This window comes from Ferrovibrio sp. (assembly GCF_002796975.1).
Lineage (GTDB): Bacteria > Pseudomonadota > Alphaproteobacteria > Ferrovibrionales > Ferrovibrionaceae > Ferrovibrio.
Genome location: NZ_PEKV01000018.1, coordinates 44,842 through 59,393, shown reverse-complemented (window position 1 = coordinate 59,393; position 14,552 = coordinate 44,842). Strand labels below are relative to the sequence as shown.

Genomic DNA, 14,552 nt, shown 5'->3' with positions numbered 1-14,552 from the left:
ACCCCGGTCCCGCTACCGGTTGCGCCCTGCCCGCGACACCCCCAGAATGGTTCGCCTTTCACTTGTATTTCCTGATGACAAGCATGCCCAAGATGCCCGCGAAAAAAGCCGCCCCAGCCACAGAGAAGTCTACTGCTAACTCTGGTGAAACCGCCCTGCTGCGCATCGCTGCGGCGCTGGAACGGCTGACGCCGCCGGCCGCACCGGCCTTCGACGATATGGCGGCCGATGCCTTCGTCTGGCATGCCGAACCGGCGCCCGGCTGGCTTGCCCCGGTGCCCCGGATCAATGCCGTGCCGATCCGGCTATTGCAGGGCGTGGAGCGTGTGCGCGACATCCTGCTCGACAACACGCAACGCTTTGCCAAGGGTCTGCCAGCCAACAACGCCCTGCTCTGGGGCGCGCGCGGCATGGGCAAATCCTCGCTGGTGAAAGCCGTGCATGGTGCCATCAATGCGAAGAAGGCGCATGCGCTGGCACTGGTGGAAATCCACCGCGAAGACATCCCCAGCTTGCCGGCACTGCTGGCCATCCTGCGCAACTCCAAACGCCGTTATGTGCTGTTCTGCGACGACCTGTCCTTCGATGCGGAAGACCAGCATTACAAATCGCTGAAAGCCGTGCTGGATGGCGGCATCGAGGGCCGGCCGGAGAATGTGGTGCTCTATGCCACCTCGAACCGCCGCCACTTGCTGCCGCGCGACATGATGGAAAACGAGCGCTCGACCGCCATCAACCCGCATGAGGCAGTCGAGGAAAAAGTCTCGCTGTCGGATCGTTTCGGACTCTGGCTCGGCTTCCATTCCTGCAGCCAGGACGATTTCTTCGCTATGCTGGATGGCTATGCCAAGGCCTTCGGCCTGAAGATCGATCCGGCGCAGCTGCGCGCCGAGGCGGTGGAATGGTCGATGACGCGCGGCGCGCGTTCGGGCCGCGTCGCCTGGCAGTTCATCCAGGACCTCGCCGGCCGGCTCGGCCAGCCGGTCACGATACCGAAGCCCTGAACGGTTAGGCGACCGAGAGGAATTTGGCGGGATCGACCGCCTGTGTGCCGCGGCGGATTTCGAAATGCAGCTGCGGCTGGCTGACGCCGCCGGTGCTGCCCACGGTACCGATTGCCTGGCCTTTCGTCACTTTCTGGCCTTTCTTGACCAGCGCCTTGTCGAGATGAGCATAGGCCGTCATCCAGCCATCGGCATGACGGATCAGCAGCAGGTTGCCAAAACCCTTCAGCTCGCTGCCGGCATAAACCACCACGCCATTCTCGGCGGCGATCACCGGCGCACCAGCGCGTGCCGCGATGTTGATGCCGTCATTGTGCAATCCGTCCGGCGTCGGCCCGAAGCCGGCCAGCACACGGCCGCGCACCGGCCATGAGAAGGTGCGGCCCGAACGCGGCGGCAGCACCGTATCCTGTTTCGGATCGGCCGTCGGTCCCGCACTCGACGGCGGTGCGCTTGCCACTTTCGGTTCCGGTTCTGCCTGCGGTGCCGGGCGCTCCGATGCAGGTTGCTGCGGCACAGGCGGCAGACCGGCGCTGCTGGGTTCTTCGTGCTGTACCGGCGCCGCGACCGGCGCACCCGGCGTCACCGGCAATGTGTCGACCTGATAGCCGCGCGGCGCCGGTTCATGCGGCGCAGTCGGGCTTTCAGGCGCAGGCGCGGATGCCACCGCATAACCGGTCGGCGATGGCACCTTCAGCTGCTGACCGATGCTGATGCCGAACGGCGGCTGCAGATCGTTGGCCTGCGCCAGGCTGTAGAGGTCGACGCCAGTGCTGCGCGAGATGCTGTAGAGCGTTTCGCCGCGCTGCACGGTATGGAACCGGCCTTGTGGCAGGTTGATGCGCTGGCCGGCCTGTAGTGCATAGGGCGGTTGCAGGTTGTTATCTTCAATGATGGCGCGGACCGGGCGATTGTAGCGGCGGGACAGCGCATAAACGGTATCGCCCGGCTGCACGATCACGGCATCGTCGAAGTTCGATGCAACGGCCGCGGGCGCCGTAGTCTGGGCCGGCTGCTGCAGAGGCTGCTGCTGTATGGACTGCGTGCGTGCTGCCGGCGGCGGACTGCCGGGCGGAGGGCCGAGCTGCTGCATCTGCACGACGCCCTGCGGCGAAGCCTGCGGGGTCGCGGCGGCAGGACTATTGGTGCTGCGCTGGCCCTGCATCGGAGGCGGCGGCGTGCCGGGCGCGACAGCAGGAATTTCGCCACGATGACCGAACACAACCGGTGCCGGCGCCTGCTGCCCGCAGGCAGCCAGTCCGGTCACGGTCAGCAGGGTCAGAAGACGAATCCGAAACATCGTGCGGAGTCTACGGCTCTTGGCAGGCTACGACAACGGAAGGCAGCCGCTGAAGGCGGATCCGAAACGGCTCAGGTTGCGGCTTCGCGGGCGATTCCGGGCAGCAGCGGCACGAAACGCACCGGCAACATCCGCTCTTCGCGTATATCGTCGCCTTCACGGGTATAGCGGATCACATCCTGTTCGGTAGGATTCACTGCCACCGGCGCAACCATGATCCCGCCATTGGGCGAAAGCTGGGCGATCAGACCGTCCGGCCGGCTGTCGGCGGCGGCGGTGACCAGAATACGGTCGAACGGTGCCTGCTCGACCCAGCCCTTGTTGCCGTCGCCCAGTTTCGTCACCACGTTGGTAATCTTCAGTTCATTCAGCCGCTTCTCTGCCGTCGTCAGCAGCGAACGATAGCGTTCCACGGTGTAGACGCGGCGGCTGAGACGGGCCAGCACGGCGGTCTGGTAACCCGAACCGGTGCCGATCTCCAGCACCTTCATGCGGTCGGTCAGCTTCAGCGCCTCGGTCATGTAGGCCACGACATAGGGCTGGCTGATCGTCTGGCCCTGCGTGATCGGCAGGGCGATATTGTCGTAGGCGTGCTTCAGGAACTGTTCGGCGACGAACTGCTCGCGCGGCACCCGCTCCATCGCCGCAAGTACGCGGGTATCGCCGATGCCCTGCTTGCGCAGTTCCATCAGCAACTGGATGACGCGGGTATCCATCGTCTCAAGCAAGCGCGGCCTTCAGCGACTTCATACCGGTCTTGTGTGTCAGGTCGAGCTGCAGCGGCGTCACCGAAATGGCGCCATTCTCGGTGGCCCCCAGATCGGTATGCCGCTTGGCCTTGTTCTTCTGCTTGCGATAACCGATCCAGTAATACGGCACGCCGCGTGCATCCACACGGGCGTCCAACAGCAGGTCGGCCAGATCGCGTTTGCCCTGCGGCACCACTTCGATACCGGTCACGGATTCCGCCAGCACGTCGGGGAAGTTCACGTTGATCAACGTATCCTTCGCCCAGCCGACCTTGAGCAGCTTCCTGATCACCTTCGGCGCGTGATGCTCTGCCGTGCTCCACTTCACCGGATGGCCATGCTGGAAACACTGACTCAGGGCAATCGAGGGCACGCCGAGCAACGCGCCTTCCATGGCAACCGCAACCGTACCGGAATAAGTCACGTCCTCACCCAGATTGGCGCCGCGATTGACGCCCGACAGCAGCAGGTCCGGCCGCTTGTCCTTGAATATCTCGTGCATCGCCATCATCACACAGTCGGTCGGCGTGCCGCGCACGGCATATTTGCGCGCGTTGATCTTACGCAGGCGCAGCGGCAGGGTCAGCGTCAGCGAGTGCGATGCGCCCGACTGTTCGTATTCCGGCGCCACCACCCACACATCCTTCGACAGCGAATGCGCTACTTTCTCGAGGATTTTCAGGCCCGGCGCGTGGATGCCGTCATCATTCGAAACCAGGATACGCATTACTTCCCCACCTTCTCGACTTTCGTCAGCCCGTTTGTGTAGGGCTTGAGCACATCCGGCACGCTGATGCTGCCATCTTCGTTCTGATAGTTTTCCATCACCGCGATCAGCGCGCGGCCAACTGCGAGGCCCGAGCCGTTCAGCGTATGCACGAAGCGGGTCTGCTTCTCGCCCGGCGCGCGGCAGCGGGCATTCATGCGCCGCGCCTGCCAGTCGCCGCAATTCGAGCAGGAGGAAATCTCGCGATACTGGTCCTGGCCCGGCAGCCAGACTTCCAGATCGTAGGTCTTGCGTGCCGCGCCGCCCATATCGCCGGCGCAGAGCAGCATGGTGCGGAATGGCAGCTCGAGCCGCTTCAGCACTGTCTCGGCGGCTTCGGTCATGCGCTCGTGTTCTTCCACCGACCTGTCGGGCGACACGATGCTGACCAGTTCCACCTTGTTGAACTGGTGCTGGCGGATCATGCCGCGGGTATCGCGGCCGGCCGCACCGGCTTCCGAGCGGAAACAGGCGGTCAGCGCCGTGAAGCGCCAGGGCAGCTCGCTCTCGTCGATGATCAGGTCGCGCGCCAGATTGGTCAGCGGCACTTCCGCGGTCGGGATCAGCCAGTAGCGGAAGCGAGGGTCGTTTAGCAGTCGTCTGCTTTCAGCCGTGATTCCCTTCACGATTTCGAGGGTTGGCTGCGCCGCACTAGTGAGTAAGGCTTTATTATTATCGACGAAAGATTCACTAAACTCTTTCAACGCATGACTTACTGCAGCTCGATCTATCGTTGCAAAAAGGTCATCGCCGAATTTCGGCAGCTGGCCGGTGCCAAACGCCGTGGCGTCATTCACCAGCATCGGTGGCTGCATCTCGGTATAGCCGAACTCGGTCGTGTGCAGGTCGAGCATAAACTGGCCGAGCGCACGCTCAAGGCGGGCGAGTTGGCTCTTCACCACGGTGAACCGTGCTCCCGCCAACTTCACGCCGGCGGCGAAATCCATATAACCGAGCCCTTCGCCGAGGTCGAAATGCTCCTTCGGCTTGAAACTGTAAGTCTTTGGCGCACCGGTGCGGCGCAGCTCGACATTGCTCTTTTCATCGAGCCCGTTCGGCACGTCGTCGGCCGGCAGGTTCGGAAGCCGCGACAGCGCATCGGTCAGCGCTTCTTCATGCGCCTTCTGCTCGACTTCCAGGATACCGAGCCGTTCCTTCAGTGCGGCGACCTCGGCCATCAGTTCGGCGGCGCGCGCCTCGTCTTTCTTGGCTTTGGCGGCACCGATCTCCTTCGACAACGCATTGCGTTTGCCCTGCAGCTCATCGAACTCGGTCTGCGCCGCGCGGCGCTTGCGATCCAGTTCGATCAGGGTGGCAGAGAGCGGCGCGACGCCACGGCGTGCAATCGCCCGGTCGAAAGCTTCCGGGGTGTCCCGGATCAGTTTGATGTCATGCATAACGCGTTACCTTCAGGGCACCGCCATCACGGCGCAGGCGGCGTATAAGACTCGTCCTTGGCCGGCGCGGGAGATTCAGTGGGGGCGTTTTCCGCTTCCTCGGCTGCCTTTTCGGCAGCTTCTTTCCTGCCGCGGTCGCGTTCGATCATCTTCACCATGATGATCGAGATTTCGTAGAGCAGGATCAGCGGCACGGCGAGGCCGACCTGGCTGAACACATCCGGCGGCGTCACCACTGCAGAGAAGACAAACATGCCGACTACGGCATATTTGCGTTTGGCTGCCAGGCCGGCCGAAGTCGCAATGCCGACCTTGCCCAGCAGGGTCAGCAGCACTGGCAGTTCAAAGGCAATACCAAAGGCGAAGATCAGCGTCATCACCAGCGAGAGATACTCGCTGACCTTGGTTTCCAGCTGGATCGGAATACTGCCGTCGCCGCCCGGTGCCTCGAAGCCAATGAAGAACTTCAGCGCCATTGGCATGATGAAGAAGTAGACGAAGGCGCCACCGATCGCGAACAGGATCGGCGTCGCGATCAGAAACGGTACGAAGGCCGACTTCTCGTGCTTGTAAAGGCCCGGTGCGACGAACATCCAGATCTGGACGGCAATCATCGGGAAGCTGACCAGCATCGCGGCCCAGAAGGCCAGCCGGATATAGGTGAAGAAGGCTTCCTGCGGCGCCGTGAAGATCATGCGGCGGCCTTCGGTGCCGGTCGCATCGATCAGCGGCTGCATCAGCAGGTGGTAGATATACGGCGCCAGGAAGTAGCAGGCCGCAAAAGCGATGAACACCGTACCGGCCGACCACATCAGGCGGTTGCGCAGCTCGATCAGATGATCGAGCAGCGGCATGCGGGAGGCTTCGACCTCATCCTCCGGCTTGGCGTCTGTTTCGGTCTCGCTCACGGCTTGGGCGTCTCGGTCTTTTCGGGTGCGGGTTCTGCCACGGCATCTGGCGCAGGCCCCGGATCGGCGATCCTGGTCGCGGTTTCAGCCGGAGCGGTCTCCGTCGGCGAAACGGCGCCAGTGGCATCCATGATCGCCTTGTTGTGTTCGGCGAACTGCTTTTCCAGCGACCCGTCGGGATCGAAGGTCTTCTTCACTTCCTTCTCGATCGAGAAATCGCTGACCTGCTTGGCCGCCTTGCGCAGCTCATCCAGTTCGGTCTCGCGCACCATGTCGTCGATGCCGCTCTGGAATTCGCGCGCCATCGAACGCGCCTTCGCGGTCCATTGCCCAAGGGTGCGGAGCACCTTGGGCAGGTCTTTCGGGCCGATGACGATCAACGCCACCACCGCGACTACTCCGAGCTCCGACCATGCAATGTCGAACATCGCAGCCTAAACCATCCGTGCTGCTGTACCGGCCCGTTTCAAAAACGGCTGCCGGTGGGCTGTTGTCAATGCTGCGCGGTCTTGTCGGCCGGAGCGCCGCTGTTCGCGGTACCGGTCGGCTGGCCAGGCTGCTGGTTGATGACCGGCGGCGGCGCGTCGGTCTTGTCCTTGTCGTCGCCGGGTTCGGCCATGCCTTTGCGGAAATTCTTGATACCGGACGCAAGGTCGCCAGCCACCTTCGGCAGCTTGCCGGCGCCGAAGATGATCAGGATCACCAGCAGGACAATCAGCCAGTGCCAAAAACTAAAGCTACCCATACCCTTATCTCCTCCAAAGCGGGGCCCCGGGCGGGCCCGGCTTACGCAGGCCGCACTATGGCAGAGATCGGCCGCCCGAGGCAATCTTCGGCCCCGGTTTCTCAGCCTCTTCGCTGCATCTAAGCGGCTGGAAAAACGAAGCAGAAATCCGGGTTCAGCCCGAAATGCAGCACCGCGCCGCTCGCCGGCAGCGGCCCGGCTGGCAGGCGGGCAGCAAAGCGCTGTCCGGCGACGCCGATTTCCAGGCGACCATAGGCACCCAGTGCCGTAGCGCGTTCCACCGTAACGGCAGCCGTGCCGGCAACACCGGCCCCGGTTTGCTGCAGCGCCTCGGGCCGGAACATCAGCAAAGCGGCGCTGCCATCGGCCAGACGAGACGGCACCGGCAGGCGGCCGAACGGCGTATCCACTGCACCGCCACGCACCTGCACCGGCAGTTCGTTCGTCTCACTCAGAAAGCGGGCCACAAAGGGCGTGGCCGGCGTCGCGTAAACCTGCGCCGGAGTGTCGATCTGCTCGATCCGGCCGGTATTCATGATGGCAATGCGGTCGCCCATCCGCATCGCCTCTTCCGGGTCATGCGTCACCAGCAGCGTCGCCGTGCCGGCCTGCTTCAGCACTTCCACGGTTTCGTCGCGGATCTGGTCGCGCAACCGGCTGTCGAGGCTGGAAAATGGCTCATCCAGCAGCATCACGCGCGGCTCTGGTGCCATAGCGCGGGCCAATGCGACGCGCTGCTGTTCGCCGCCTGACAACTGGTGCGGATAGGCAGTCAGCAAATTCGACAGGCCCAGCCGCCTGCCCCAGCGCTCGATCCGTCCCTGCCGCTCGGCGGCGGCCACATGGCTGAGGCCGAAGGCGATATTCTGCGCCACGCTCAGATGCGGGAACAGCGCATGGTCCTGGAACACCATGCCGACATGGCGACGCTCGGTCGGGATATTGATGCTGCGGTCGGCCATGGTTTCGCCGCCGATCCGGATAGCCCCGGTTTGCAGATCCTCGAGACCTGCAACAAGACGAAGCGTGGTGGATTTGCCGCAGCCCGACGGCCCGAGCAGACCGAGGATTTCGCCCGGCGCAACGGCAAAGCCGATACCGTCAACAGCGCGGCGACGGCCGTAGTCATGGCTGACCGCACTCAGATCGAGGCCGGCCCTGCTGGCGCCCTGGCTTGCGGCGGACCGCTCACTCATCGTCGGATGCAGGCTTTTCCTTGGCGGCCTTCTCGTCAGCTTCCTCGTCCACCAGGGGTTCGAGGTATTCGCGGCCGTCATCGTCCTCATCCAGCGGATCTTCACCCGCATCGGTGAGGGCTTCGCCCGGCATCGGGATGCCGCCAGACGCCGGCAGGGCTTCCAGCAGACCGGAAGCACGCAGTTCCTCGATNNTAGGTGACCGGGCGACCGGGCACGCGACGGCGGCCGCGCACCTTCACCCAGTCGATCTCCATCAGCAGGTCCAGCGTACCCTTGCTCAGGGAAACACCGCGGATATCCTCGATCTCGGCGCGCGTGCAGGGCTGGTGATAGGCGATGATCGCCAGCGTCTCCAGCGCGGCCCGCGACAGCTTGCGCTGCACCTGGCGATGTTCTTCCAGCATGTGCTGCAGGTCAGGCGAAGTCATGAACGACCAGCGGCCGGCAACCTTCTTCAGCACCACGCCGCGGCTGCGGTAGATGTCGTCCAGTGCGGCCAGCACAGCCGGCACGCGGGTGCCGCGCGGCAGGCGCTTGCGCAGGGTGGCCTCGTCCAGCGGCTCGGCAGCGGCGAACAGCAGCGCCTCGGCCATGCGGATCGCGGTGGCGAAAGCGGCTTCCTTCTCGGCGTCGCTCAGCCCGGCCTCGGCGGCAGAGGCTTCGTCCTCCTCGCTCGGCTCGGCTTCGGTCTTTTTGGCGCGCGGCTTCCGGGCGGCCGGCGGCGCGGCTACCTCGGCCGAGGCCTCTTCGTCCTCATCCTCATCCTCGTCGTCGGCATCATCATCGTCATCAGAGTCATCATCGTCGTCCGACTCCTCATCGTCATCGGACTCGTCATCTTCGTCATCACCGTCTGACTCTTCGTCCTCTTCGTCGTCATCGGACTCATCGTCCTCGTCGTCGAGATCGTCGTCGTCGTCCTCGTCGCCGTCATCATCACCGTCGTCGTCATCGCGACGCTTTTGTGCGGCGCCAGCCGTCAGCGCGGCCTCGTCGTCAGCCTCGTCTTCCGCGGCGGCGATGATCTTGGTTTCTTCGTCCAGGCGATCTTCATCGGCCGGCAGTGCGTCGTAGGACTGCATCACGTCTTACTCTTCCGGATTGGCATTGGCCTCGGCCGACAGATTGCCATGGCCGCGGCGGATATAAATGGGACCGAAGGTCTGCGACTGCCTGAGTTCGATCAGGCCCTGCTTGGCCATCTCGAGACTGGCATTGAAAGTGGAGGCAATCGCCGATTTGATGGTGAAGGGGTCGTCCAGTTCCGTCGGCAGGAAGGACTGCAGCGTCGCCCAGTCGGGGATCTGGCCGATCATGTTGCGCAGACGGGCCAGCGCCTCTTCCACCGAAACGATGCGGCGGCGCGCCATCTTCATGGTCAGCACTTCCGACGAGCCCTTGGAGGCGCGGAACTCGGCGTAGGATTTCAGCAGCTCATAGAGCGTCGATGTATAGATCGACTTACGGATGACGCGAACGCCCTCGGGCTGGCCGCGCAGGAACATGGCCAAGCCGACCTGATCGCGACCCATCAGCTGCTCAGACGCGCGGCGCATGGCTTCCAGCTTCTGCAGCTGCAAGGCCAGGCGAGCAGCCATATCGGCGCCCGACGGCTCGCCTTCCTTCTCCGGCTCGGGGAGCAGCAGGCGCGACTTCAGGTAGGCCAGCCAGGCGGCCATCACCAGGTAGTCGGCGGCGACCTCAATGCGTACCTTGCGCAATTCGGCGATGAAGCCGAGATACTGTTCGGCCAGGGCGAGAATGGAAATCTTGCGCAGGTCGACCTTCTGGTCGCGCGCCAGTGCCAGCAGCACGTCGAGCGGGCCCTCGAAAGCGTCCAGGCTGAGGATCAGCTGTTCGCCGATCCGCACTCCGTCATCGGCGATCCCATCGCGCTGGGCGGCCTCGAAGGGCTCACCCCCGGGCTGGTTCCCGGCGGGGGCGTCGGGCGCGGATGCAGGTATCTCGGCAGCCTCGGTCACTACTTTGAAATCCTTGCCTAAACCTTTGAAGGTCAATCTTTTAATTGCGGGCCGGGGTTGTTAACCGCCGTGTCCCGACAATGCAAGCAGAGAATCCGCCAGCCAGTTCACCACCGGAGTGATCAGCGCAAACAACGGGTTCCAGTCGATGCCGAATTGACTGGCCGCCAAGGGCACGGCGAGCAGCAGAATCAGCAGAAGCACCATGCCATAGCGCTCCAGCCGGGCCAAGGGACGCGCCAGCGCCAGAGGCAGCAAACCGACCGCCACCCGGCCGCCATCCAACGGCGGTAAAGGCAACATATTAAATACACACAATATCAAATTGATCTGAATAGCATTTTCGAAATTTTCGGCGAGCCATTTATCTACCGTCAGGCCGAACATCGGCAGCAGGTGAAACAGCAGCAGCGCGATATAGGCCTGCAACAGATTAATGCCCGGTCCGGCTGCCGCGACGATGGCCATATCGCGACGCGGCGAAGGCAGGTTCTGGAAGTCGACCGGCACCGGCTTGGCCCAGCCGAACAGGAACGGCGCCTTCACCAGCAGCAGCATCGCCGGCAGCACCACCGTGCCCATCGGATCGACATGTCGCAGCGGGTTGAGCGTCACCCGTCCGGCGTCTTTCGCCGTCGGATCGCCCAGCCACCAGGCCACGAAGCCGTGCGCCGCTTCATGCAGGGTGATGGCCAGCAGAGCCGGCAGGATCCAGGTCGAGGCGGTGTAAAGAGTATCCAGCATGGCCGCCTCAGGCCGGCACCTGCTCCAGCAGCGCCTGGTGGCGCAGCTTCTCGGCATCGGTGAACGGCTTCGGCGCCGGCAGCGCCACACGGGCACGGGCGATCCGGCGAGCCGCTTCAGGGCTCATCGCCGGCAAGGCGGCGAGCAGCGCCTGCATCTCCGGCAGGTCGCCCGAGCAATGCAGCACCAGGTCGCAGCCGGCCTTCAGCGAGGCAACACCGGTCACCGCCGGGCTGCCCTTCAGCGCCTTCATGGTGAGGTCGTCCGAAATCAGCACGCCGTCGAAACCGATGCGGTCGCGGATCACCCGCTTGATCACGTTAGGTGAGAGCGTCGCCGGCAGCACGCCGTCATAGGCTGCGTAGACAATATGCGCCGTCATCGCCCAGGGCGCATGCCGCAGGGCCACAAACGGCAACAGGTCGCTGCGCTCAAGCACTTCGGCCGGAGTATCCACCACCGGCAAATCCAGGTGGCTGTCGGTATGCGAGCGGCCATGCCCGGGAATATGCTTGATCACCGGCATCACGCCGGCTTCGGCTAGGCCGCGCATTACGGCTTCGGCGATCAGCCCCACCGTATCTGCGTCGCGGCCATAGGCACGATCGCCGATCACGTCATGTGCGCCCTCGACCGGCAGGTCGGCCACCGGCGCGCAATCGACATCGATGCCCAGCGCCGCAAGCTCCGCGCCGATATAGCGATAGTTCAGATAGGCGGCTTCCTCGGCGATGGCCGGATCGCGCGCGTAAAGCTCGCCGAAAACGGCGCCACGCGGAAAAACCGGCCAGTGCGGCGGCTTCAGGCGGGCAACGCGGCCGCCTTCCTGGTCTATCAGCACGGGAGCAAAGGCGTTGCCCACCACACCGCGGAAATCGCTGACCAGCGCCTTCACCTGCGCCGGATCGACAATGTTGCGTGCGAACAGGATCAGGCCGAGCGGCTTGCGCACGCCAAACAGCACGCGCTCTTCCGCTGTCAGCTGCGAACCGGCGCAACCGACGATGACGGGCGCATAGGCGCCCCACTCTACCGACTTAACGTCCGACAACGATGCAGCCCTGATTCTTGGCAGCCAGCGCGCTGCAAGCAGCCTGGGCGTCGCCGCGATCCTTCAGCGGCCCGGCCTGCAGGCGGACGAAGGTGCCCTTGTTGGCGATCTCGACCCGCTCATAGGATGGCTGCAGTCCGCCGAGGATGTCGGGAAATTTCTTCTGCAACCGGTTCCAGGTCGAGGTTGCGGCAGCCTGGTCCTTCAGCGAGGCGAGCTGAATCTTGGCGCTGCCGCCCGGCGTGGCGGTCACAGTGCGTGCGGCTGGTGCAGCGGCAGCCTGCGGCTGGCTCTGCTGAGCAGGTGCCGGCGTCGATGCAGCAGCGGTGCGCGCCGGTTGGCTGGGCGGCGTCACTGCCTGGGGCTGGCCCGGCGTCGTTGCCGCCGCCGCCGGTGCATCCGTACGGTTCGGCACACCCGGAGCGGCCGGAGACTGATTGGGCACCGGCTGAGCGCTGCGGTTTGGCACAGTGACGGATGGGGAGGTCGCCACGTTCGGCTGGGTCGGCGCGGCGCTTGGCCGTTCCGGCGGCGGCAGCAGGCGTTCGGTCTGGCTGCCCGGTGCCTGCGCGGTGTTGCCCGGCAGGCGTTCATAGATCTGCTTGTCCTGGTTCGGCACCTGCATGCCGCCGGGATTTTCTGGCGCCACCTTGGCCGGCGCCTGATCGGCGCGGATCAGCGGCGGCGCACCGGACGCGCCGCGCTTCACACCCTGATCATAGGCGAACCAGATGCCGATGCCGAAAGCCGCGACTGCACCCAACGCAATGCCGGCCGTGATCAGGCGTCTCGGGCTGCGCATGCCGGGGCTGCCAGGAGGCTCGCCGGGTACAGGACGCATATTACGGTCGCCACGCAAATCGCTCATCACTCACCTCATTTCTTCGACGGGCGTCACACCCATCACTGCAAGGCCCGAAGCGATCACCAGCGCCACGGCACGCAGCATCGCCAGCCGCGCACGGGTCAGGTCGCCATCCTCGGGCAACAGGAAACGCATCCCCACATCGTCACGGCCGACATTCCACAAGCCGTGGAAGGCTGCGGCCACATCCTGCAGGAAGAAGGCCACGCGATGCGGTTCATGCGCTTCGGCCGCCGACTCGACGAGCCGCGGCCATGACGCCAGCAGTTTGACCAGCGCCAGTTCGGCGGGGTGTGACAACTTCGTCATATCCGCCTTGGCGAGTGCGGCATCGGCGGTATCGACACCCGGCACTTCGGTCTTCGCGTTGCGCAGCACCGAGCAGATGCGCGCATGCGCATACTGCACATAGAAGACCGGATTGTCCTTCGACTGCTCGGTCACTTTCTTGAAATCGAAATCGAGCTGCGCGTCGTTCTTGCGCGTCAGCATGATGAAACGCACGACATCCCTGCCGACTTCGTCCACCACATCGCGCAGCGTCACGAAAGTCCCCGCGCGCTTCGACATGCGCACCGGCTGGCCGTCGTCGAGCAGGTTGACCATCTGCACCAGTTTGACGTCGAGCTCTGCTTCACCGTTCGAGATCGCCTTGACGGCGGCCTTCATGCGCTTGACATAGCCGCCATGATCGGCGCCCCAGACATCGATCATCTGGTTGAAGCCGCGGCGATACTTGTCGTCGTGATAGGCAATGTCGGCACCGAAATAGGTCCAGCTGCCATCGGACTTCTTGAGCGGGCGGTCGGTGTCGTCGCCGAATTCGCTGGCCTTGAACAGCGCCTGCGGGCGGGCTTCGTAATCATCGGGCAGCTTGCCCTTGGGCGGCTCCAGCACGCCGGTATAGATCAGGTCGCGCTGCTGTAGCCGGTCGAAGGCGGTCTGCACCGCGCCGCTCTCGTGCAGCGCCTTTTCCGAGGTGAACACGGCATGATGGATATTCAGCGCGGCGAGATCCTCGCGCACCATCCCCATCATCGCCTCGGTGGCTTCCTTGCGGAATAGCGTCAGCCAGTCGGCCTCCGGCGCGGTCTTGAACCTGTCGCCGTATTTCTTCGCCAGCGCTTCGCCCACCGGCTTGAGATAGTCGCCGGGATAGAGGCCTTCCGGAATCGTGATGCTCTCGCCCAGCGCCTCGCGGTAGCGCAAATGCGTGGAGCGCGCCAGCACATCGACCTGGGCGCCGGCATCGTTGATGTAGTATTCGCGGGTGACGTCGAAACCGCCCTTGTCGAGCAGCGCAGCCAAGGCATCGCCGAACACCGCGCCGCGGCAATGGCCGACATGCATCGGGCCGGTCGGATTGGCCGAGACGTATTCGACATTCACCTTCATGCCCTGCCCGGCCTTGCTGTCGCCATAGGCGGTGCCGGCCTGCAGGATGGTGGCGACCTGGGCCTGCCAGTAGTCGGGCTTGAGCCGCAGGTTGATGAAACCGGGCCCGGCGATCTCAACCGCCGTCACATGAGGATTGGCTTCCAGCAGGGGTTTCAGCTTTTCGGCCAGCGCGCGCGGCGCCATCCCGGCCGGCTTGGCGATCACCATGGCCGCATTGGTGGCGAGATCGCCATGGGCAGGATCGCGCGGCGGCTCGACGGCGACCGCCTTGAGCGGCAGGTCACCCGGCAAACCAAGGCTTTCGACAGCCCGGAGCACGTCGCGGCGGAATTCGGAAAAAACGTTCATGTCGGCTAGGCTTTTCTGTATCTACTGGGCGGCGGTGTTTCGGCGGAAAGTAGCCATATGGCCGCCCTGCCGCAACGCGGTGCCGGGAAATGCCTT

16 protein-coding genes are annotated in these 14,552 nt (G+C 64.2%); 1 reads left to right on the top strand and 15 read right to left on the bottom strand.

Translation table 11 applies throughout. The features are described from left to right. The first annotated feature begins 92 nt into the window (after positions 1-92). Positions 93-1,004, top strand: a complete 912-nt coding sequence (locus CTR53_RS18765; protein WP_290817231.1) for an ATP-binding protein — start codon at positions 93-95, stop codon at positions 1,002-1,004. Between the two features lie 4 nt (positions 1,005-1,008). Here CTR53_RS18765 and CTR53_RS18760 read toward each other — a convergent pair whose 3' ends face one another. The 15 genes from CTR53_RS18760 to argS form a co-directional block, all read right to left on the bottom strand. Next, a complete protein-coding gene (locus tag CTR53_RS18760; RefSeq protein ID WP_290817113.1) occupies positions 1,009-2,304 on the bottom strand; it encodes a LysM peptidoglycan-binding domain-containing M23 family metallopeptidase in 1,296 nt (431 codons plus the stop codon). A 71-nt stretch (positions 2,305-2,375) separates the two neighbouring features. Beyond that, positions 2,376-3,020, bottom strand: a complete 645-nt coding sequence (locus CTR53_RS18755) for a protein-L-isoaspartate(D-aspartate) O-methyltransferase (RefSeq protein ID WP_290817229.1) — start codon at positions 3,018-3,020, stop codon at positions 2,376-2,378. A 4-nt stretch (positions 3,021-3,024) separates the two neighbouring features. Further along, positions 3,025-3,780, bottom strand: coding sequence for a 5'/3'-nucleotidase SurE (gene surE / locus CTR53_RS18750; RefSeq protein ID WP_290817111.1), 756 nt, complete (start codon positions 3,778-3,780; stop codon positions 3,025-3,027). Beyond that, positions 3,780-5,216, bottom strand: a complete 1,437-nt coding sequence (gene serS, locus CTR53_RS21320; protein WP_367159003.1) for a serine--tRNA ligase — start codon at positions 5,214-5,216, stop codon at positions 3,780-3,782. The genes surE and serS overlap by 1 nt, the downstream gene beginning before the upstream one ends. A gap of 26 nt (positions 5,217-5,242) precedes the next feature. Further along, positions 5,243-6,124, bottom strand: coding sequence for a twin-arginine translocase subunit TatC (gene tatC, locus CTR53_RS18735; RefSeq protein WP_367159002.1), 882 nt, complete (start codon positions 6,122-6,124; stop codon positions 5,243-5,245). Beyond that, positions 6,121-6,552, bottom strand: a complete 432-nt coding sequence (gene tatB / locus CTR53_RS18730) for a Sec-independent protein translocase protein TatB (RefSeq protein ID WP_290817109.1) — start codon at positions 6,550-6,552, stop codon at positions 6,121-6,123. The genes tatC and tatB overlap by 4 nt, the downstream gene beginning before the upstream one ends. Positions 6,553-6,617: 65 nt before the next feature. Next, complete coding sequence (locus CTR53_RS18725; protein WP_290817107.1) at positions 6,618-6,869, bottom strand: twin-arginine translocase TatA/TatE family subunit; 252 nt, start codon at positions 6,867-6,869, stop codon at positions 6,618-6,620. A 119-nt stretch (positions 6,870-6,988) separates the two neighbouring features. Further along, entirely contained in the window at positions 6,989-8,065 is a 1,077-nt protein-coding gene (locus CTR53_RS18720) for an ABC transporter ATP-binding protein (RefSeq protein ID WP_290817104.1), read from the bottom strand. Continuing rightward, entirely contained in the window at positions 8,058-8,198 is a 141-nt protein-coding gene (locus tag CTR53_RS18715; RefSeq protein ID WP_290817101.1) for a hypothetical protein, read from the bottom strand. The genes CTR53_RS18720 and CTR53_RS18715 overlap by 8 nt, the downstream gene beginning before the upstream one ends. Next, a complete protein-coding gene (locus CTR53_RS18710) occupies positions 8,167-9,150 on the bottom strand; it encodes an SMC-Scp complex subunit ScpB (RefSeq protein ID WP_290817225.1) in 984 nt (327 codons plus the stop codon). The genes CTR53_RS18715 and CTR53_RS18710 overlap by 32 nt, the downstream gene beginning before the upstream one ends. Before the next feature lie 6 nt (positions 9,151-9,156). Beyond that, entirely contained in the window at positions 9,157-10,050 is an 894-nt protein-coding gene (locus tag CTR53_RS18705; RefSeq protein ID WP_290817098.1) for a ScpA family protein, read from the bottom strand. A 60-nt stretch (positions 10,051-10,110) separates the two neighbouring features. After that, positions 10,111-10,794 (bottom strand): site-2 protease family protein, encoded by a 684-nt coding sequence (locus CTR53_RS18700; RefSeq protein WP_290817095.1) that lies wholly within the window; start codon positions 10,792-10,794, stop codon positions 10,111-10,113. Positions 10,795-10,801: 7 nt separating this feature from the next. Further along, positions 10,802-11,845, bottom strand: coding sequence for a beta-N-acetylhexosaminidase (gene nagZ / locus CTR53_RS18695; protein WP_290817092.1), 1,044 nt, complete (start codon positions 11,843-11,845; stop codon positions 10,802-10,804). Then, positions 11,832-12,713 (bottom strand): SPOR domain-containing protein, encoded by an 882-nt coding sequence (locus CTR53_RS18690; protein ID WP_290817089.1) that lies wholly within the window; start codon positions 12,711-12,713, stop codon positions 11,832-11,834. The genes nagZ and CTR53_RS18690 overlap by 14 nt, the downstream gene beginning before the upstream one ends. Before the next feature lie 3 nt (positions 12,714-12,716). Further along, entirely contained in the window at positions 12,717-14,456 is a 1,740-nt protein-coding gene (gene argS, locus CTR53_RS18685) for an arginine--tRNA ligase (RefSeq protein WP_290817086.1), read from the bottom strand. Positions 14,457-14,552: the final 96 nt, after the last annotated feature.

Bases quoted from the DNA above. Each gene is read 5' to 3' on its own strand.
- serS (WP_367159003.1), bottom strand. From the start codon at position 5,216: ATGCATGACATCAAACTGATCCGGGACACCCCGGAAGCTTTCGACCGG.
- CTR53_RS18765 (WP_290817231.1), top strand. From the start codon at position 93: ATGCCCGCGAAAAAAGCCGCCCCAGCCACAGAGAAGTCTACTGCTAAC.
- CTR53_RS18715 (WP_290817101.1), bottom strand. From the start codon at position 8,198: ATGCCGGGCGAAGCCCTCACCGATGCGGGTGAAGATCCGCTGGATGAG.
- CTR53_RS18725 (WP_290817107.1), bottom strand. From the start codon at position 6,869: ATGGGTAGCTTTAGTTTTTGGCACTGGCTGATTGTCCTGCTGGTGATC.
- CTR53_RS18760 (WP_290817113.1), bottom strand. From the start codon at position 2,304: ATGTTTCGGATTCGTCTTCTGACCCTGCTGACCGTGACCGGACTGGCT.
- tatB (WP_290817109.1), bottom strand. From the start codon at position 6,552: ATGTTCGACATTGCATGGTCGGAGCTCGGAGTAGTCGCGGTGGTGGCG.
- argS (WP_290817086.1), bottom strand. From the start codon at position 14,456: ATGAACGTTTTTTCCGAATTCCGCCGCGACGTGCTCCGGGCTGTCGAA.
- CTR53_RS18690 (WP_290817089.1), bottom strand. From the start codon at position 12,713: ATGAGCGATTTGCGTGGCGACCGTAATATGCGTCCTGTACCCGGCGAG.
- CTR53_RS18755 (WP_290817229.1), bottom strand. From the start codon at position 3,020: ATGGATACCCGCGTCATCCAGTTGCTGATGGAACTGCGCAAGCAGGGC.
- CTR53_RS18700 (WP_290817095.1), bottom strand. From the start codon at position 10,794: ATGCTGGATACTCTTTACACCGCCTCGACCTGGATCCTGCCGGCTCTG.
- CTR53_RS18720 (WP_290817104.1), bottom strand. From the start codon at position 8,065: ATGAGTGAGCGGTCCGCCGCAAGCCAGGGCGCCAGCAGGGCCGGCCTC.
- surE (WP_290817111.1), bottom strand. From the start codon at position 3,780: ATGCGTATCCTGGTTTCGAATGATGACGGCATCCACGCGCCGGGCCTG.